Origin of the sequence: Streptomyces sp. NPDC051907 (genome assembly GCF_040681075.1) — a bacterium.
GTDB lineage: Bacteria > Actinomycetota > Actinomycetes > Streptomycetales > Streptomycetaceae > Streptomyces.
In genome coordinates this window covers 1-19,978 of sequence record NZ_JBFAYB010000059.1, presented here as the reverse complement: position 1 = coordinate 19,978, position 19,978 = coordinate 1, and the positions used below count along the sequence as shown (strand labels likewise).

Genomic DNA, 19,978 nt, shown 5'->3' with positions numbered 1-19,978 from the left:
GTCGCCGACGGGAGCGCCGGGCACGGCGCCGACGACCGCCGTGCCCGGCGCGCCCTCCCGGCCGCGATCAGCCGGAGAACAGCCGTAGATCTGCCCCGGATCAGCCGGAGACCGGCCGGAGCTCCGCTGCGGATCAGCCGGAGACCAGCCGGAGACCTGCCCCGGATAAGCCGGAGATCAGCCCGACATCAGCCCGAGATCTGCACCCTGCTGTGGTCCCCGAGCACCAGGCGGTGCGCGGCGGGGATGTGCGGGGCCGGCGTGATCTCGACGTCGTGGCCGATCAGCGAGGCCTCGACGCGCCCCACCCCCTCCAGCGACGAGCCGCTCAGCACGATGGAGTACTCGATCTCGCTGTCCGTGATCCGGCAGTTCTCGGCGATCGACGTCGAGGGGCCGATGTACGAGCGCTCCACGACGGTCCCCGCGCCGATGACCGCCGGGCCGACGATGCGCGAGGCGCGCACCACCGCCCCCGCCTCGATCCGCACCCGGCCGATGATCTCCGTCTCCTCGTCGACGCTGCCCTCGTGGTGCGGGTCGAGCCGCTCCAGGACCGACCGGTTGACCTCCAGCATGTCCGCGACGTTGCCGGTGTCCTTCCAGTAGCCGTCGATGACCGTCGAGGCCACCCGGCGGTCGCTGTCGATCAGATGCTGCAGCGCGTGGGTGATCTCCAGCTCCCCGCGCGCGGAGGGCGCGATGGCCCGCACCGCCTCGTGGACGGCGGGCGTGAAGAGATAGACCCCGACGAGCGCGAGGTCGCTGCGCGGCTGGGACGGCTTCTCCTCCAGCCGCACCACCCTGCCCGCGCCGTCCAGCTCCGCCACGCCGAACGAGCGCGGGTCGGGCACCTTGGTGAGCAGGATCTGCGCGTCGGGCCGCCGCTCGCGGAACTCCTCGACCAGGTCCGTGATGCCTCCGACGATGAAGTTGTCGCCCAGGTACATCACGAAGTCCTCGTCGCCGAGGAAGTCGCGGGAGATGAGCACCGCGTGGGCGAGCCCGAGCGGCGACTCCTGAGGGATGTACGTGACGTCGATGCCGAACCGCGAGCCGTCGCCGACCGCCGCTTCGATCTCCTGCGCGGTGTCGCCGACGACGATGCCGACCTCGGTGATGCCGGCCGCGGCGATCGACTCCAGGCCGTAGAAGAGGACCGGCTTGTTGGCGACCGGGACGAGCTGCTTGGCCGAGGTGTGCGTGATCGGCCGCAGTCGGGTTCCGGCGCCGCCGGAGAGTACGAGTGCTTTCACTGGATCTGCCCCGTCGACGTGCTGGATGGATTGCTGACTGGATGGATGTGTTGAATCGAAATGGTCTGATCGATGGAGAAAGCCTAAGAAGAAACAGGCGGTGAACGAGGGCTGAAGCGCTCGAATTACGGGGCGCGGTGGACCGTCCGGGTGATTTGCCGAGCCGATTCGGCGCCAAAGATCGCAGCGCAATGATGTATGCAGCACTTCAAGTGTGTTTATCGGTGCGCGATGTTGACGTCTTGCGTTGCTACGTTCGGCGGCCATGGACATGCGAATGCGAACGGATAGGTCCGCACTGGACGCGCGAAGAGCGAGAAAGCTCGTGATCGTCGTGTCCGCGATCGCTTTTGTGTCGAAGATGGTCATCGCCGCCACTATGCGCGGCCCCGCCGACGTCCGCTTCTTCAACGCATTCGCGCGTGCGATCGAACAGGTCGGCCCGCTGCACGTCTACGGACACCCCATGCCGCGGCTGCCCGTCTACAACCATCCCCCGCTCGCCAGCTGGATGCTGCTGGCCATGGACGGCCTCGAAGACATCGGCCTCCCTTTCGACGTTCTGATCCGCACGCCCGCCTGCATCGCCGACTTCGTCTCCGCGCTGCTCATTTTCGCCATCGTGCGCCGCCGCCGTTCGATCCGGACCGCCATGGCGTGCGCGATGGGATGCGCCCTGAGTCCCGTGCTCGTCTCGACCTCCGGATACCACGGGAACACCGACTCGGTCGCCATCATGCTCGCGGTCGCCGCCGCCTATCAGCTCGTCGACCGGCGAAGGCCGCTCGCGGCCGGCGTTCTCGCCGCCCTCTCGATCAGCGTCAAACTCATTCCGATCGTGGCGATCCCCGCCCTGCTCGTCGCCGCCGCGCGCGCCGGCCGGCCGGCCGCGGTCCGGTTCTGCGCCGGGCTGGGCGCCGTGCTGCTGGCGCTGTGGACCCCGGTCCTCGCCGTCGTCCCCGGGCCGCTGACCGAGAAGGTCCTCGGGTACGAGGGCGGACGGGCCAGGCTCTGGGGGTTCGTCAGGTTCGCCGACTTCTTCGGGGCGTCCGACGAATTCATCGCGTTCGTCCACAGCGACGCCCACTTCGTGTTCGTGCTGCTCTGCATGGCCGCCGGCGCCTGGCTTGCCTGGCGGCGCCCCGCCCACGCGCCGTACGCGGTCGCGCTGTCGACGACCCTCCTGCTGCTGCTCAGCACCGCGTCCGCCGTCCAGTACCTGGCCTGGCCCGTGGTCGGCCTCTTCCTCTTCGGGCTCTGGGAAGGGGTGGCGTTCAGCGTCGTCGTCGGGATCGTCACCGTCGACGTCTACGCCGGCGACAGCGCGGTCCGCTGGAGCGATCTGGCGCTGTCGCTGGCCGCCGTCGGCTGGCTGCTGCTCGCGATCGGCATCGCGAGCGGCGTCCGCAGAGTCCTCGCCGCGCCGCCGGACCCCGTCCCGGATCCGCCGCGCCCGCTCGTGCCGCAGCCCGCGCAGGAGCGCTCCGCACCCGCCTCCACCGTCAACTGACCACTCAACGGAGAGTAGAGAAGGCCCAGTGAAGGACAGTCCGAAGCCCAGGATCGGCATCCTGGTAGTGGCGTACAACGCCGAGTCGACGCTGGAGAAGACGCTCGACCGCATCCCGAAGGACTTCCGGTCGCGGATCGCCGAGGTCCTCATCCTCGACGACGCGAGTCACGACGAGACGTTCACCGCGGGCTGCCGCTGGTCCCAGCTGGACGGGATGCCGCCCACCGTGGTGATGCGGCACACCAAGAACCTCGGCTACGGCGGCAACCAGAAGGCGGGCTACGCGCTGGCCGCCGAGCGCGGCCTGGACATCGTCGTGCTGCTCCACGGCGACGGGCAGTACGCCCCCGAGCTGCTGCCCGAGATGGTCGCGCCCATCGAGCGCGGCGAGTGCGAGGCCGTCTTCGGCTCCCGGATGATGAGGCCCGGCAGCGCGCTGGGCGGCGGCATGCCCTTCTACAAATGGCTCGGCAACCGCGTCCTGACCCGGCTGGAGAACGGCCTGCTCGGCTCCGGGCTCACTGAGTTCCACTCCGGCTACCGCGCCTACAGCGTCGCCGCGCTGCGCCGGCTGCCCATCGACCGCAACACCGACGCCTTCGACTTCGACACCCAGATCATCGTCCAGCTCATCGACGCCGGCATGCGGATCAAGGAGATCCCCATCCCGACGTACTACGGCGACGAGATCTGCTACGTCAACGGCATGCGGTACGCGAAGGACGTCGTCAAGGACGTCCTCGAGTACCGCCTGGCCCTCAAGGGCTTCGGCACCTGCGCCTGGATCCCCAAACCGGTCGAGTACGCCTTCAAGGAGGGCGACGGCTCCTCGCACTCCGCCATCCTGAAGATGATGCGGGACCTGCCGCCCGGCCGGGTCCTCGACGTCGGCTGCTCGGGCGGCCTGTTCGCCGCGCGCCTCGAAGAGCTCGGACACACCGTCACCGGCGTCGACTTCGTCGAGGTCGAGGGGGTCAGAGAGCGCTGCACCGAGTTCGTGCTGGCCAACCTGGAGGAGGGGCTGCCCGAGGACGTCGGCTACGACTACGACTATGTGGTCGCCGGGGACGTCATCGAGCACCTCTCCCGCCCCGAGCGGGTCCTCAAGGAGCTGCGGGACGTGCTCCGCCCCGGCGGCAAGGTGCTGCTGTCCGTGCCGAACTTCGGGCACTGGTACTCACGGCTGCGGGTCGCGCTCGGCGCCTTCGACTACGACCGGCGCGGCATCCTCGACGAGACGCATCTGCGTTTCTTCAGCCGCGCCAGCCTGCGCCGCACGGTCCGCTCCTCCGGCTACGACCTGCTGAGGGTCACCTCGACGGGCGCGCCCTTCTGGTCCGTGCTCGGCGGCGGGTTCCTCGCCAGGACCCTGGGCGGGATCTCCAGGCTACTGACCCGGATGCGGCCGACCCTCTTCGGCTATCAGTACGTCGCCGTGCTCACCCCGCACGCGGCGCAGACGATCATCGCTGGGGAGCACGTCGATGTCCAAGACATTCTCAACCGCCAGTATGTCCCCGCCGACCTCACCGGACGCGTGGGCGCCCGCACCTGAGACCGGCCCCGCGCCGAAGCCCGAACCCCCTGCCAGGAGGCGCATTTTGACGCTGCCCAGTCTGCTGCTTCTGCTCTTCGCGGTCTTCTCGTCGGCGGGGGGCCAGATCATGCTGAAGCACGGCATGCGGTCCGCGGCCGCCGCCGCCGAGCACGGCGGCGGCTCGGTGGCGATGCGCGCGGCGGCCTCGCCCTGGGTGATCCTCGGGCTCCTCGTCTTCGCCGTCTCGGCGGTGGCGTGGATGTCGACGCTCGCCAAGGTGCCGCTGAACATCGCGTACCCCTTCAACGCGCTCGGCTATCTGCTGATCGTGCTGGCCTCCTCGACCGTGCTGCACGAGCGCACCTCGGCCTGGACCTGGGGCGGCTCGCTGATGGTCGTGGCCGGTCTGGTGACGGTGATGGCCGGCCAGCAGGGCTGAGCCGACACAAGCGTCCGGGCGGACTTCTACGAGGGGAGGTCCGCCCGGATCCCTGCGCGGCGGGGGCTCGTGCGCGGCGGCGGTCAGCGCGCCCTGCGCCCGGCGGCCTCCGCGGCGACCTCCGCGGCGGCCTCCGAAGCGTCGCCGGAAGCCTCTGCGGGCGCGTCGGCCGGGAGGTCGTCCGGGGCGGTGGCGACGTCCGTCTGCCGCGGCACGGCGACCGGCCTGCGCTCGTGCAGCGGCGCCACCGGGAGCAGCTCGCTCTCGCCCAGCAGCACATGGCGCACCACCCGCTCGGCGGCCCGCCCGTCGTCGAAGGCGCAGAACCGCTCCCGGAACGCGGTCCGCAGCTTCCCGTTCTCCTCGCTGTCCCAGGTTCCGTCCGAGAAGACCCGTACGAGATCGTCGGTCGTCCGCGTCACGGCGCCCGGCGTGTCGCCCGGCTCGCCCGACAGCAGGTCGAAGCAGACCCCGCGCACCGCGCGGTAGATCTCCCAGTCCGGGGCGTGCACCACGATGGGCCGGTCGAGGTTGGCGTAGTCGAACATCACGGACGAGTAGTCGGTGATCAGCGCGTCCGCGGCCAGGCACAGCTCCTCGGTGCTGGGGTGGTCGGACACGTCGACGAGCCGGCCCGGGAGCGTGCCGAGCGCGCCGCCGTCGTGGAAGTAGTGCGCCCGGACCAGCAGGACGGTGTCCTCGTCCAGCTCCCGGCTCAGCCGCTGCAGATCCAGCCGGCAGGTGAAGGTCCGCTCGTAGTCGCGGAAGGTCGGGGCGTACAGCAGGGCCCGCTGGCCGGGGCGGATGCCCAGGCGCGTGCGGATCTCCTGGATCTCGGCCGCCGTCGCGGTGGTGAAGACGTCGTTGCGGGGATAGCCGGTCTCCAGGTGGACCGCGGCGCTCGGGTAGGCGCGCGACCAGGTCTCCGTGGAGTGCGGATTGGACGACAGGCTCAGGTCCCAGCGGTCGACGCGGCGCAGCAGGTCCTTGAAGTTCAGGCCCTGCGCGGCGGCCGGGTACTGGTGCTGGCTCATCCCCATGACCTTCAGCGGGGTGCCGTGGTGGGTCATCACATGGACCTGGCCGCGGCGCTTGACCACCTGGTTGGGGAAGTTGACGTTGCTGACGAAGTACGCGGCCCTGGCCATGGTCGCCCAGTAGCGGCGGGAGCCGGGCACCACGTGGTCGACGCCGGGGGGAAGGTCGGCCGCCGCCTTCTGGGACACCACCCAGACCCCGCGCACATGGGGGGCGAGCTCGGCGGCCTTGCGGTGGACGGCGGCCGGGTTGCAGCTGACGCCGCGGTTCCAGTAGGCGCTGTAGACGGCCAGGTTCCGGTCCAGCGGGCGCAGCCGCTGGAGCCGGTAGTAGAGCGGGGCGACCCTGCGCCCGGCCCGCCTGCGCAGCGACGCGACCGCCGCCAGCAGGCCGCGCCGGACCGCCAGCGCCGCGTCGAGCGCCGCGAGGGCCGTGCCGCGTCCGGCGGAGAACAGCCTCAGCCGCAGGCCCGGCCGGCCGCCGGGCAGACGGTGGCCGGCCGGGCGCCAGGACCGGCAGAACGCGGCCGCCGCCCGCAGATAGGACCGCCTGCGCCGGGTCGCCTTCGGATACAGCTCCAGCAGCTGCCGGGCGGCCAGCAGGAACAGCGGCTCGTGGACGGCGGCGAAGCCCGGCGCGCCCTGCAGCGCCCCGAACAGGTCGCCGAACTGCTCGACGACGTCGGCGGCAGCGCTGCCTTCCTCCTCCGGCTCGGGGGCGGCGGGCAGATGGCGCTGCTGGCGGTGCTCCACGCACGGGACGGGCAGCGCCGCGATCGTCTCGGCGGTCGCGAGGGTGGCCAGGGCGTACATCTGGTCGCCGTACTGGCCGGGCGCGAAGGGGACCTGTCCCGCGGCGTGGAAGTCCCGGCGCACGGCCCGGTTCCAGGAGACGGCCGCGACCCCCAGCAGCTCGGGGCGCTCGGCGAGGGTGCAGACCCGGGCGCCGCCGAGGTCGGCGAGCACCTGGAGGGAGTGCGTGGGCTGGGGGATGCCGCGGAAGGGGGTGCGCAGATGGCCGAAGAGCAGCACATCGGGGTCCTCTGCCTCGGCCAGCCGGTCGGCGATGCGCTCGAGCGCGTCGGGCAGCAGGACGTAGGAGCCCTCCAGGAACAGCAGATAGTCGCCCGTCGCCCGCTCCGCGCCTGCGGTGCGACGGCCGTCGGAGCCGGCGTTCAGGGCGAGATGGACGGCCCTCACCCGCGGGTCGGCCCCGGCGATCTCGTCGAGCAGCTGCCCCGAGCCGTCCGGCGACCCGTCGGCTACCCCGATGACCTCGAAGTCGGTGAAGGTCTGCGAGAGCACTGATTCCAGGCACTCCCGCAGGCTTCCGCGCACGCGACGGACGGGGACGATGATGCTGAGGCGGGGCATAGACACTCTTTCTCGTTCTCGCGCTGTCTTGTGTTGCTCGGCCTGAGCCCCGCGCGGGCTGAGTCACGCCCGGCCCGATCGGGGTCGGGCCGGGGTCAGGCGTGGTGGATCGGCACGCGTCCGCCCGGCACGTGCGGGGCGCCGGCGGACTGCGGCGGCACGTGCACGGCCGCAGGGGCCGGGGTGCGCTCCCCCTGGGGCAGGAAGGCGGGCAGCCCCGCCGTCTCGCCGAGGAAGACCCGGCGCACCACGCGCTCGGCGGCCTGCCCGTCGTCGTACGGACAGAACCGCTCCCGGAACGCCGACCGCAGCTGGGCGGAGCGGGAGCCGCGCCAGTGGCCGCTGGCGAAGATGTCGATCAGCTCGTCCTCGGTGCGCGCGACCGCGCCCGGCGGGAAGTCGCGCACGTCGAAGTACGTCCCGCGCGCCGCCTCGTACTCCTCCCAGTCGTCGGTGTGCACGACGATGGGCCGGTCGAGGTTGGCGTAGTCGAACATCAGCGACGAGTAGTCGGTGATCAGCGCGTCCGAGGCGAGGCAGAGGGTCTCGATCGAGGGGTGGCCGGAGACGTCGACCACGCGGGGCCGGGCGTCGGGGGCCAGGGGCGCGTCGCTGAAGTAGTGGGCGCGGGCGAGCAGGACGAAGCGCGGGCCCAGGGCCTCGGCGAGGCGCTCCAGGTCGAGCGGCGGGCGCTGGGTGCGGCGGTAGTCGCGGTGGGTGGGGGCGTACAGGACGGCGACGCTGCCGCGGGGGATCGAGAGCGAGGCGCGCAGCCGGGCCACCTCCTCGGCGGGGGTGCGCTGGAAGACGTCGTTGCGCGGGTACCCGTACTCGAGCGTGGTCGCGGCCGTCGGGTAGACCTTCTCCCACACCAGCGTGGAGTGGCGGTTGGCGGAGAGGGAGTAGTCCCATTTGTCGGCGTTGGCGAGCAGCTGCGGGAAGTCCATGGCGCCGCCGGCCGCCGGGCGCTCCTGGAGGTCGATGCCCATCGTCTTGAGCGGGGTGCCGTGGTGGGTCTGGAGCATGATCTGGCCGGGCCGCTTGACCATCCGCCGGTCGAAGTTGACGTTGTTGACGAGGTACTTGGCGCGGGCGAGCGCGCCCCAGGCACGGAACGATCCGGGCTGCAGCCGGCGGGTCGCGGCCGGGACGGTGTGCAGATGCGCGGGCTGGGCGATCCAGGCAGTGCGGATGTGCGGGGCGAGCTCGCGGACCTTCGCCTCGATCGCGGCCGGATTGCAGGAGTAGCCGCGGTCCCAGTACGCGGAGAAGACCGCGAGGTCCTTGCGGACGGGCAGCCTCAGCTGGATCCGGTAGTACAGCTGGACGAGCGCGGCCCGCAGCGCCCGGCGGGCAGAGGCGGCGCCGCGCCCGAGGCGGGTGCGCAGCGCGTCGGCGCTCCACAGGGCGCGGTAGGCGCGGCGGCAGCCGAGGCGGATCAGGGCGTGCCGCAGACGGGTCCGCAGGCCGGCCGCCTTGCCGGGGGCGCGGTAGCGGCGGCAGTGGGCGCGCGCCCGGCGGAAGAACTCCGCGCGGCTGCCGCCCGGCAGCCGGCCCCGGGTGGTCGCCAGCGTCGAGAAGTGGTCGATCATGCGGCGGAACAGGACGGGCTTCCAGTGCGCGAGCTCGGGCCGCTCGGCGACGAAGGCGAAGACCCGGTCGTACTGGTCGAAGACGTCGAAGTGGCTGCGGCTGGCCGTGGCGAGGATGTTGCCGCCCTGGCGGCGCTGGCGGTAGTGCACGCAGACCCGGTCGAGCGCGGCGATCGAGTCGGCGGCCATCAGCACCGGATAGGTCCAGGGGGTGTCCTCGTAGTAGCCCGGCGGGAAGGCGAAGCCCTCGCGCTCGACGAACTCCCGCTTGTAGGCCTTGTTCCAGACGACCATCAAGACCTTCAGCAGGCCGGGGCGGTCGTCGAGGCGGAAGGTCGCCGGGCCCTGCTCGGTGAGGGCGCCGGAGAACTGGTTGCGGACGACCTCGCCCGTCCAGTACGTCCGCGCGTAGTCGTAGACCAGGACGTCGGGCGCGTCGGTCTCCTTGAGCCGTTCGGCGATGGCCCGCAGCGCCCCGGGGACCAGGGTGTCGTCGCTGTCCAGGAAGATCACGTAGTCGCCCTGCGCGCGCGCGAGCCCGGCGTTGCGGGCGGGGCCCAGGCCCGCGTTCTCGGGGAGGTGGAGGGCCTGGACGCGCGCGTCGCGGGCCGCGAACTCGTCGATGATCGCGCCGCAGGCGTCCGGCGAGCAGTCGTCCACGGCGATCAGCTCGAGATCGTCGTAGCTCTGGGTCAGCACCGAGTCGAGGCATTCATGCAAGTACGCCTGGACCTTGAACGCGGGCACGATGACGCTGAACCGGGGCAAGGCACATCCAAGGGTCGGCGCGGGCAGTTGGCCCGAGAACGTCCAATGGGGTGACCTGGTTACGCCGCACGTGGCATACGGGGGACAGAAAGGAGAAGAAGGCCCGGTTACGGGGTATCCGGGCCGACTTCTCCAAGGTGACTTATTCGTACGTCACTTGACGGCGCCCGCCATCACGCCGCTGACGAACTGGCGTTGGAAGGCGAAGAACACGGCGAGCGGTATGACCATCGAGACGAAGGCCCCGGGGGCCAGTACGTCGATGTTGTTGCCGAACTGCCGTACCTGGCGCTGGAGTGCGACCGTGATGGGCGCGCTCTCGGAGTCCGCGAAGATCAGCGCGACCAGCATGTCGTTCCAGACCCACAGGAACTGGAAGATGCCGAGCGAGGCGATGGCCGGGCCGCCGAGCGGCATGACCACCCGGGTGAACAGCCGTATCTCGCCCGCGCCGTCGAGCCTGGCGGCCTCCAGCAGCTCCCGGGGGATCTCCGCGAAGAAGTTGCGCAGCAGGAAGATCGCGAAGGGCAGTCCGAAGGCGACGTGGAAGAGGATCACTCCGATCGTCGTCTCGAAGATGCCGATCGTCCCGAACAGCTTCGAGACCGGGACCAGGGCGACCTGGACGGGGACGACCAGAAGGCCGACGACCGCCATGAACCACCAGTCGCGGCCGGGGAAGTCCATCCAGGCGAAGGCGTATCCGGCGAGCGCGCCGATCACCACGACCAGCACGGTGGCCGGGACGGTGATCAGCACGGTGGAGAAGAGCGAGTCGGTGATCGCCTCGTTCTCCAGCAGCCGCGCGTAGTTCTCCGTGGTGAGCTCGGCGGGCGCCGTGAACACCTGCCACCAGCCGCTCTCGCCGATGTCGGCGGCGCCGCGCAGCGAGGAGAGCAGCAGCCCGACCGTCGGCATCAGCCAGAACAGGCCGACCAGGACCAGGAAGACGCGCATCGCGCCGCCGCCGGTGCGGGCGGCCGTCCGTGCGGCGAGGGACCGCTTCGCCTTCACCGCGCCGTCGTCAGCGCTCATCGCCGGGCCTCCCTTCGCATCCGCCGGATGTTGAAGAACATGACCGGGAGCACCAGCAGCAGCAGGAGCACCGCGATGGCGCTGCCCACGCCCAGGTCGGCGTCGGTGCCGAACGAGGAGCGGTAGAGCTGGAGCGCCAGGACGTTCGCGTCGTCCTGGGACGAGCCCGGCGCGATGATGAAGACCAGGTCGAAGATCTTCAGCACGTTGATCATCAGGGTGACCATGACGACCGCGAGGACGGGCGCCAGCAGCGGGACGGTGATCCTGCGGAAGACCTGCCACTCGTTCGCGCCGTCCACCCGCGCCGCCTCCATCAGCTCGCGCGGCACGCTCGCCAGGCCCGCCGCGATCAGCACCATCGCGAAGCCCGCCCACATCCAGACGTAGCTGCCGATGATGGCGGGGGTGACGAAGGACGGGCCGAGCCAGTTGACGCCGTTGTAGGGCTCGCGGAAGTTCTCGGCGGGCAGCCGCAGCAGGGCCCCGTCCGCGGACGCGGGCAGGGTGAAGCTGCCGTCGGCGCCGGCCCGGGCCGAGGCGACGACCTCGCCGTCCTTGACCGCCTCGACCTTGATCCCCTTGAGGCCGAGCTCCTTGGCGTCGACGGCGTTGGGCCTGCCGCCGCCGCCCTTGGTGAAGTCCAGCCAGGCGGTGCCGGCGATCTCCCCGGATCCGCCCGCCGCGGGCGCCTTCGCGGGCTCGGCGTCGTCGGGCATCTTCGCGGGCGCCACGCCGACCAGCGGAATCAGCGCGGGCGTGCCCGCGGAGACCGGCGTCTTGGTGACGAAGGACCCGCCGCCGCCCGCCGTGAGCGGATGCACGGGCAGCGGATGCGCCTTGGGGAAGCCGGCCGACTCGGCGAAGGTGTCGTGGACGCCCACCCAGACGGCGTTGGCGACGCCGCGCTCCGGGTCCTGTTCGTACACCAGACGGAAGATGATGCCCGCCGCGAGCATCGAGATCGCCATCGGCATGAAGACGATCAGCTTGAACGCCGTGCCCCAGCGGACCCGTTCGGTCAGCACCGCGAAGATCAGGCCGAGCGCGGTGGCGACGGTCGGCGCGACCACTACCCAGACCGCGTTGTTCTGCACGGCGGTGAGGATGGTGTCCTCGGTGAAGATCTCGCGGTAGTTGTCGAGCCCGGCGAAGCCGCTGCCCGACTGGTCGAAGAAGGACCGGTAGAGCGAGTACCCGATGGGGTAGACCACGAGCGCGCCCAGCAGCACCAGCGCGGGCAGCAGGAAGCCCGCCGCCATCGCTTTACGTGTGCCTGTCACGCTCTTGCGCTTGTCGGCGGGGGGCGTCGGGCCTGCCGAGCCCCCCGCGGCCGCGGCGGAGGTCACCGGGTCAGCTCTTGTACGCCTTGGCCGCGTCCGACTCCAGCTTCTGCTGGGCCCCGGCGACGTCCTTCGGGTTCTTCAGGAAGTCCTGGAGGGCCTTCCACTCGCCCTTGCCGGGCGTCCCGCCGAACGACTGCGGCATCTGGTCCGACATGTCGAAGCGGAAGTCGTCGCCCGCCGCGATCAGCGCCTTGGCGATGTCGCGCTGGACGTCGTTGGGGTACGCCGCCGGGTCCAGCGACTTGTTCGGCGAGATGAACCCGCCGGCCTCGGCCGAGATCCTGGCCGCGTCCGGGGAGGCGAGGAAGGTCAGCAGCGCCTGCGCGCCCTTGGAGTCCTTCAGCGCCACGGCCGCGTCCCCGCCCGTCACCACCGGCGGCTGCGCGCCCACCGCGGGGAAGGGGAACACCTTCGCGTCCGTGCCGATCTCGGCGTCCGTCTGTGCGATGTTGACGCTCACGAAGTCGCCCTCGAAGACCATCGCGCCCTTGGGCTGGTCGCCGCCGCTGAAGGTCTGGGTGACCGAGACGGGGAACTCCGTCTGGAGCGCGCCGTCCGCGCCGCCCGAGATCAGCGCGGGCTTCCCGAAGAGCTCGCCGAGCGTGGTCAGCGCGGCCTTCACCGAGGGATCGGTCCACTTGATCTTGTGCTGGGCCAGCTGGTCGTACTTCTCGGGACCGGCCTGGGAGAGGTAGACGTTCTCGAACCAGTCGGTGAGCGTCCAGCCGTCCGCGCCGGCCACGGAGACGGGCGTCACGCCGGAGGCGGAGATCGTCTCGGCCGTGGCCAGGAACTCCTTCCAGGTCTTGGGCTCCTTGGCGCCCGCGTTCTGGAAAGCGGTGTTGTTGTACCAGACCAGGGACTTGTTGGCGGCCTTGTAGTACACGCCGTACTGCGTGCCGTCCACCGCGCCGAGCTGCTGCCAGCCCGCCGAGTAGTTCTTCGCCAGCTGGGCCTTGGCCTCCGCGCCGACGGGCTTGGCCCACTTACGCTCGACGGCCTGCTGCACCGCCCCGACCTGCGGCAGCATCGCCACGTCCGGGGGAGAGCCGCCCGCGATCTTCGTACCGAGGAAGTTGACGATCGGGTCCTGCGCGGGGACGAAGGTGACCGTGGCCCCGGTGCGCTTCTCGAACTCCTTGAGGACCTTGGTGAAGTTCTCCTGCTCCGGGCCGGTCCAGACGGCGGCGACCTCGATCTTCTCGCCGTCCAGCTTGGGCAGCTGGACGGTCGTGGCGGGTTCCCTGCCCTTGCTCTCGTCGTCCTTGTCCTTGTCGCCGTCGCCCCCGCACCCGGCGAGTGCTAACGCGCCGACGGCGGCGAACACCACTGCGGCCCTGCCTGTACGAAGAGTTGTGCGCATCACTGCCCCGTCTCTCCCGTGCGCTGTCCCGTGACCGACAGGTGTACGCCCGGTACTCGGGCGTCGCAATACCGCACCAGGCGTCAACCAGCCTTTCGTGATGGGCTTGTGACGTGATGTCAGGTCATGGACACGGCCGCGGCCGAGCGTCAGGGGCGGGCCGGGGTCAGCGGCGGAACCGGGGCCGCGTCCACTGATCGCGCAGCTCGCTCCAGGGCGCTCGCCAACAGCGCCAAGTCCGTCGGCCCGTTGCCCAGCTCGCGGATCGGGCGGCGGGCGGGCGGGTCGCCCATCCGCTCCCACTCCAGCGGGACCACAGTGGGACGCAAGGTCGCCGTCCGCGGAATACGGCCCGTCACCCGGCCGCCCTGGAACGGGGTCACCCGGCCGTCCGGATGCCCCAGCCGCCCCCGGCCCGGGGCCGGGTCCTCAGGACCGGGCGAGGCCGGCGGCGCGTCCAGCACCACCCGCAGCCGCGCCCGCGCCGCGACCTCCGTGTCCGCCGTCTTGTCCGGACGCGAGGACGTCGCCACCAGATGGACCCCGAGCCGCTCGCCGTCCCTGGCCACGGCCTCCAGCGCCCGTACGACAGAACCGGCCGCGGGCCGCCCCGGGCTGCCGAGCGCCGGGGCGACCAGCGCGTCGAAGTCGTCCACCAGCACCACCAGCCGCGGCAGCGACGGCGGCGCCTCGTCCTTCGTACGCGCACCGGGGCGCAGCCGAAGCGTGCCCGAGCCCAGCGACTCCAGATCGCCGCGCTGCTCGGCCGCGGGCGCGCGCTGGCCGATCTGCTCGGCGGCGCTCGGCGCACGCGGGGCCACCATGCGGTCCGCCACCTCGCGCCGGGCGTGCCACTGCGCGAAGTCGGAGGCGCCCAGCAGCTCGGACCGGCGCTTCAGCTCGGCGCCCAGAGCCTGCGCGAACTCCCGCATCCGCACTGGGTCGGAGGCTGCCAAGTGCTCGGTGACATGCGGCAGCTCCGTGCACGCCGTCAGTCCGTCGCCGCGCTCGCCGCCGGCGCCGTCCACCAGCAGCAGCCCGAGCCGGTCCGGACGCCCGGCGGCGGCCAGCGAGGCGGCGACCGAGCGCAGCAGCTCGGTGCGCCCGCTGCCCGGCGGGCCGTCGATCAGCAGATGCGGGCCCTCCGCGGTCAGGTCCACGGCGAGCGCGCCGCGCGGGCCCGAGCCCAGCACCGCGGTCCCGTCGCCCGCCGACGCCCAGCGCGCCATCAGCGAGGCCGGGGTGGCACGGGCCAGCCCCAGCTCGTCCAGCAGCCGCGACGACTGCGGCAGCGCGGCGACCCGGCCCGGGTGCGCACTGCTCCCCTCCGCGCGCAGCGGCGCGAGCGCGCGCCCGAAGCGCTCCGCCCAGGCCGCCGACACCGCGTCCACCGCGCCGACCGTGCCGTGCCCGGCGGGCTGCCCGCCGGCCGTGCGCATCAGCCGCAGCGCCGTCGCCACGTCGCCGCTCAGCAGCGCGACCGCCCCGCACTCGCGGAAGGCCAGCGAGGCCGCGCACGCGCTCTCGTACGTCGCCGCGACGGGGGACGCGGGCGAGGCGGCCGGAGTCTCGGCCAGGCAGATCAGATGGATCCCGGCGGCCGCTCCCGCCCCGGCCAGCCGGGCCGTGGTCTCGCGCAGCGCCGAGGACCCCGGGTCGCCGTCGACGACGACCACGGTGCGCGGCCCTTCGTAGCGCGCGGCCGCCTCGGCGACGGCCCGGCGCTCCGCGCTCGGCCAGGACGGGCCGAGCGGGCCGTCGTCCAGCCTGCGGGTGAGCTCGGCGCAGCGGGCGGCCGCCTGGTCCCGGTCGTACGCCAGCAGCAGCCGGCAGTCCTGGCCGTGCGCCGGGCGCAGATGCGGCAGCCAGCCCAGCCAGGCCCACTCGGCCCTGCGCTCGCCCAGGGCGCGCGTGCGGTCCGCGCTGATCAGCACGATCTCGAGGTCGACGGGCGAGTGCAGCGCGGCGAGCTGGGCCACGGCGGACCGCGCCAGGCCCGCGAGCCGCGCCCGGGGGCCCGCGAGGCCGAGCGAGCCGGCCTCGCGCAGGCCGACGGTGACCGGGACGGAGGGGAGGTCGGCGCGGTCGGCGGTGCCCAGACGCAGGACGAGGGACTCGGGGTGGGCCGGGCGCCGCTCCCACAGCCGCGGGCCGGGGCCGAGCGCGGTGAGCAGCACGGCGGCGGGGTGGGGCCAGCTCTCGACGGCGGGGGCGGCGGCATAGGCGCCGTGGTCCGGCTGCGGGGTCGCGGCGGCCTCGGAGGGGGTCTCGCGCCCGCCGGCGAGCCGCCGCGCCCAGGCGCCTATGCCACGTCTGCGCGTGGCGCTCTCGGGCAGGGCGGCGCCGCGGGCGGGGGTGCCGTTCTGGTGCTGGGCGCCGTGCGCCCGTGTGTCGCCGAGCGTCTGGCCGTCGGCGGCTCGCGTGTGCTCGGCGTCGTCACGCGCGGAGAGGCGTCCGGCGCCGTACGCGCTGTGGGTGGGGGCGGCGGGGTCGTGCGGCCCGGCGTGGTGCGGCCCGGGGGCGTGCTGCCCCGGGTCGTACGGGGAGGGGACGCGGGAGGACGGCGGGGGAGTCTGCGCGGCCTGGGCCCAGCTCGGGACCCGGGGCCCGGCGGCGGGCGCCGGGGCGTCGGCCAGGCCCACGGGGCACTCGGGCCCGTCGGCGCCGGTTGCCGCCGCGTCGGCGGAGTCCGCACCGGGCTCCCTGCCCACGCGCAGATGTCCCTCGCCGTCCGGGGTCGTCGGCAGGGCCGGGGGGCGCTCGCCCGGGGTGACCTGGAGCGTGGACTCGCCCAGGCGCAGCAGCGCGCCGGACGGGAGGCGGACCGGGCGCGCTCCCACGGTCGCGCCGTCCACCGTCGTGCCGTTGGTCGAGCCGAGGTCGGCGACCGTGACCCGGCCGTCCTGGGCGACGGTGATCTCGCAGTGCAGCCGGGAGACGTCGGGGTCGTCGAGGGGGACGTCCGCGTCGGCGGAGCGGCCGATCCTGATCCGGCCGTCGTGCAGCAGATGGACGCCGCCCGCGTCCGGCCCCGCGACGACGTGGAGCTGCGCCGGGGCGTCCGCGTCGGGGGCCTCCTCCTCGCCGGGGACCTGGAGGGAGAGCACCGCGCCGTCCACCAGGGGCGGCTCGCCCAGCGTGCGGCGCTGGGCGTCCAGCCGCTCCTGCCCCGCGTACAGCACGACCGAGCCCGAGGCGTCGGGGCCGGCGACGGCGGCGGCGAGCCCGGAGGCCACCGCGGCCAGCGCGGTCCCCGCGGGCGCGGTGATCAGCACGTCGCAGGCGCGTCCCGCGGCGGCAGGCTCCGCGGCGGCGGCTTGCCCGCCGCGCGGCGCGAGGACAGTCAGCCGGATCTGCATCGCCGTGAGCAATCCCTTCTGCGCGGGGTGCCCGGCAGGGGAGCCGCCCTGTGTTCCCCCACCCGGCAGGTCGGCACGCGCGCGAGACCCCCGCCCTCGCGACCGCGTGCTGAGGGCATCCTCGCACCTGCCGCTGACAACACGCCCGGGAGCCAGCGCTAAGTGATCTTGATTGTTCGGCTCTGGACGCAAAAGTGCCTGGTTGGGGTCTGATCCAGAACGGGCGTGATATGCACTGCACGGCTGTTCGGCAACCATCCGTACGGCGTCCGCGTCTTTCTTTCGAACAGCGCCGCCCCTCGAACGACACCGCTTCTCGAACAGCGCCGCCGCCCGGCGGCGGGGCCGGGAGCGGAGACCAGTTGGAAGATCGCCGTCGGGGAGTTGTGCGGCGGCATTAAAGTGGGTCGGACACCCGGGCGGGCCCGGGACCACGCAAGGACCACGATCAGCAGGGAGCACATGACGTGCGGCCGGTAGGCAGCAAGTACCTGCTCGAGGAGCCCCTCGGGCGCGGCGCCACGGGCACCGTCTGGCGAGCGAGCCAGCGCGAGACCGCGGGCGCCGAGGCGGCCGTGGCCGGCCAGCCCGGCGAGACCGTTGCGATCAAGGTCCTCAAGGAGGAGCTGGCCAACGACGCGGACGTGGTGATGCGCTTCCTGCGCGAGCGCTCCGTCCTGCTCCGCCTGACCCATCCGAACATCGTGCGCACCCGCGACCTCGTCGTCGAGGGCGATCTCCTCGCCCTCGTCATGGACCTGATCGACGGACCCGATCTGCACCGCTACCTCCGCGAGAGCGGCCCGTTCAGCCCGGTCGCGGCCGCGCTGCTGACCGCGCAGATCGCCGACGCGCTCGCCGCGAGCCACGCCGACGGCGTCGTCCACCGCGACCTCAAGCCCGCGAACGTCCTGCTCAAGACCGACGCCGACGGCCAGATGCACCCGATGCTGACCGACTTCGGCATCGCGCGCCTCGCGGACTCCCCGGGCCTGACCCGGACCCACGAGTTCGTCGGCACCCCGGCCTACGTCGCGCCGGAGTCCGCCGAGGGCCGCCCGCAGACCTCCGCGGTCGACGTCTACGGCGCCGGCATCCTGCTGTACGAGCTGGTCACCGGCCGTCCCCCGTTCGCCGGGGGCACGGCGCTGGAGGTGCTCCACCGCCACCTCAGCGAGGAGCCGCGGCGCCCCACCACCGTTCCCGAGCCGCTGTGGACGGTCATAGAGCGCTGCCTGCGCAAGGAGCCGTCCGAGCGGCCCAGCGCCGTCAACCTCGCCCGCGGGCTGCGCACGGTCGCCGCCGGCATCGGCGTGCACTCCTCCTCCGCGCAGGTCGAGGCCGCGCTCGGGGTCGCCGCGCTGCTCGCGCCCGACCCGTCGCCGGCGCACGTGCCCGAGGACCCCGGCGCCGCCGACCCGACGCAGGTGCTGCCGAGCAACGCCGGCTCGTACGACCCCGCCGCCGCGACCAGCGTGATGCCGCAGACCGGCCGCCCGCAGGGCGGGGCCGACCCGACCGCGATGATGCCGCCCGTGCCGCAGGGCCCGGCGCCGGAGGACCCGCACCCCTGGCAGTCCCAGCTCCAGGCGGCCCGCGACCGCAACGAGCAGACGCAGGTCCAGTACCTCGACCCGAGCCAGGACCCGCTGCGCCGCCGCCCCCAGCGACAGCAGCAGCGCCCGCAGCAGCAGCGGCCCCAGCAGCAGCCGCCGCAGCACCCCCAGCAGTACGCGCCGCAGGCCCAGCCGCAGCGCCGTCAGCCGCCGCAGCGCCAGCAGTACGCCCCGCCGCCGCAGCAACAGCAGTACGCGCCCCAGCAGCAGCAGTACGCGCCGCAGCCCTACGCGCCCCCGCAGCAGCCGCCGCCCCAGCAGCCGGCCCCGCGCCAGCCGCGTCAGCGCAGCGGCAGCCCGATGCGCATCCCCGGCCTCGGCTGTCTCAAGGGCTGCCTGTTCTCGGTGCTCCTGCTGGTCGTCGCGGGCTGGCTGATCTGGGAGCTGACCCCGCTTCAGGGCTGGATCGCCGAGGGCAAGAGCTACTGGGACGCGATCGGCGACGGCATCTCCAAGGTGACCGACTGGGTCTCGGACCTCGGCGGCTCGGACACTCCCTCCGGCGGCGCCGGCGGCGGCCAGGGTCAGTAGCCAGTAGCGACTCTGTGGATTTGTCGACTTCTGCGGGCTGATTTATCCCGGAGAAGTGAAGGTTGGCGCCATCCGGGGCACACAGGCCCCGGATGCCCGCGTACTTTAAGGGCAACGCCAGCCGCTGAGGGAGCAGTCTTGGCACGGAATATCGGCAGCCGGTACACGGCCCACCAGATCCTCGGGCGGGGCAGCGCCGGCACGGTGTGGCTCGGCGAGGGCCCCGAGGGCCCCGTCGCGATCAAGCTGCTGCGCGAAGACCTCGCGTCGGACCAGGAATTGGTCGGACGCTTCGTCCAAGAGCGCACAGCCCTGCTCAAACTGGACCATCCGCGGATCGTCGGCGTACGCGACCTCGTCGTCGACGGCAACGACCTCGCGCTCGTCATGGACCTCGTCCGCGGCACCGATCTGCGCACCCGCCTCGACCGGGAGCGCCGCCTCGCCCCCGAGGCGGCCGTCGCGATCATCGCCGACGTCGCCGACGGCCTCGCCGTCGCGCACGCCGCCTCAGTCGTCCACCGCGACGTCAAGCCGGAGAACATCCTGCTCGACATGGAGGGCCCCCTCGGCCCCGCGGGCTCCCACCCGGCGCTGCTGACCGACTTCGGCGTCGCCAAGCTGATCGACACCCCGCGCCGCACCAAGGCCCTGCGCCCGGCCGGCGGCTCGCCGCCCAACCCCTCGGGCATCATCGGCACCCCCGACTACATCGCCCCCGAGATCGTCGAAGGCCTGCCGCCGCGGGCGGCGGTCGACATCTACGCCCTCGCCACCGTTCTGTACGAACTCCTCGCCGGTTTCACGCCCTTCGGCGGCGGCCACCCCGGCGCGGTCCTGCGCCGCCACGTCACCGAGACCGTGGTCCCGCTCCCGGGCATCCCCGACGAGCTCTGGCAGCTGATCGTCCAGTGCCTGGCCAAGGCCCCCGCCTCCCGGCTGCGCGCCTCCGAGCTCGGCGCCCGGCTGCACGAGCTGCTCCCGCTGCTCGCGGGCATGCCGCCGCTGGACGTCGACGAGCCGGACGCCGAGCCGGCCCCGGAGCCGTACGAAGACGTCGTACGGCCCGCCTCCGCCGAGCCCCGCCGCCGCGGCGCGGTCCCCCTCGTCCCCGGCGCGGCCCCCGCGGACTCCAACCGCGACACCCACACCTCCATGCGCGTCCCGGCCCCCGACGAGCTGGCGGGCGGCGCCCGCGGCACCGCCCGCGCA

At 72.9% G+C, this 19,978-nt stretch carries 12 protein-coding genes; 5 read left to right on the top strand and 7 right to left on the bottom strand.

The window, feature by feature from the left end; all coding sequences use genetic code 11:
- Positions 1-188: 188 nt before the first annotated feature.
- Positions 189-1,256, bottom strand: coding sequence for a glucose-1-phosphate thymidylyltransferase (locus tag AB0M39_RS26735; protein ID WP_365368446.1), 1,068 nt, complete (start codon positions 1,254-1,256; stop codon positions 189-191).
- A 325-nt stretch (positions 1,257-1,581) separates the two neighbouring features.
- Between AB0M39_RS26735 and AB0M39_RS26730 the strand changes: the two genes are divergently transcribed.
- The 3 genes from AB0M39_RS26730 to AB0M39_RS26720 are packed head-to-tail and all read left to right on the top strand — an operon-like array spanning position 1,582 to position 4,745.
- Entirely contained in the window at positions 1,582-2,766 is a 1,185-nt protein-coding gene (locus AB0M39_RS26730; RefSeq protein ID WP_365368445.1) for a glycosyltransferase family 39 protein, read from the top strand.
- Positions 2,767-2,794: 28 nt separating this feature from the next.
- Positions 2,795-4,324 (top strand): bifunctional glycosyltransferase/class I SAM-dependent methyltransferase, encoded by a 1,530-nt coding sequence (locus tag AB0M39_RS26725; RefSeq protein ID WP_365368444.1) that lies wholly within the window; start codon positions 2,795-2,797, stop codon positions 4,322-4,324.
- Between the two features lie 46 nt (positions 4,325-4,370).
- A complete protein-coding gene (locus tag AB0M39_RS26720) occupies positions 4,371-4,745 on the top strand; it encodes a hypothetical protein (RefSeq protein WP_365368443.1) in 375 nt (124 codons plus the stop codon).
- 83 nt (positions 4,746-4,828) lie between these two features.
- Here the strand turns inward: AB0M39_RS26720 and AB0M39_RS26715 are convergent, their stop codons facing one another.
- The 6 genes from AB0M39_RS26715 to AB0M39_RS26690 form a co-directional block, all read right to left on the bottom strand.
- Positions 4,829-7,156 (bottom strand): bifunctional glycosyltransferase family 2 protein/CDP-glycerol:glycerophosphate glycerophosphotransferase, encoded by a 2,328-nt coding sequence (locus tag AB0M39_RS26715; protein ID WP_365368442.1) that lies wholly within the window; start codon positions 7,154-7,156, stop codon positions 4,829-4,831.
- 95 nt (positions 7,157-7,251) lie between these two features.
- The gene (locus tag AB0M39_RS26710; RefSeq protein ID WP_365368441.1) at positions 7,252-9,516 is read right to left on the bottom strand and encodes a bifunctional glycosyltransferase family 2 protein/CDP-glycerol:glycerophosphate glycerophosphotransferase; all 2,265 of its coding nucleotides are present in this window, start codon (positions 9,514-9,516) and stop codon (positions 7,252-7,254) included.
- Positions 9,517-9,669: 153 nt separating this feature from the next.
- Complete coding sequence (locus tag AB0M39_RS26705; protein ID WP_365368440.1) at positions 9,670-10,551, bottom strand: carbohydrate ABC transporter permease; 882 nt, start codon at positions 10,549-10,551, stop codon at positions 9,670-9,672.
- Entirely contained in the window at positions 10,548-11,900 is a 1,353-nt protein-coding gene (locus AB0M39_RS26700) for a sugar ABC transporter permease (RefSeq protein ID WP_365368439.1), read from the bottom strand. Before AB0M39_RS26700 ends, AB0M39_RS26705 begins: the two co-directional genes overlap by 4 nt.
- Positions 11,901-11,904: 4 nt before the next feature.
- Positions 11,905-13,260, bottom strand: coding sequence for an ABC transporter substrate-binding protein (locus AB0M39_RS26695; RefSeq protein WP_365368438.1), 1,356 nt, complete (start codon positions 13,258-13,260; stop codon positions 11,905-11,907).
- 149 nt (positions 13,261-13,409) lie between these two features.
- The gene (locus AB0M39_RS26690; RefSeq protein WP_365368437.1) at positions 13,410-16,619 is read right to left on the bottom strand and encodes an FHA domain-containing protein; all 3,210 of its coding nucleotides are present in this window, start codon (positions 16,617-16,619) and stop codon (positions 13,410-13,412) included.
- A gap of 467 nt (positions 16,620-17,086) precedes the next feature.
- Here AB0M39_RS26690 and AB0M39_RS26685 point away from each other — a divergent pair, with 467 nt between their 5' ends.
- The gene (locus AB0M39_RS26685; RefSeq protein WP_365368436.1) at positions 17,087-18,766 is read left to right on the top strand and encodes a protein kinase; all 1,680 of its coding nucleotides are present in this window, start codon (positions 17,087-17,089) and stop codon (positions 18,764-18,766) included.
- 138 nt (positions 18,767-18,904) lie between these two features.
- On the top strand, positions 18,905-19,978 hold a 1,074-nt coding region (locus AB0M39_RS26680; RefSeq protein ID WP_365368435.1), incomplete at its 3' end, for a serine/threonine-protein kinase.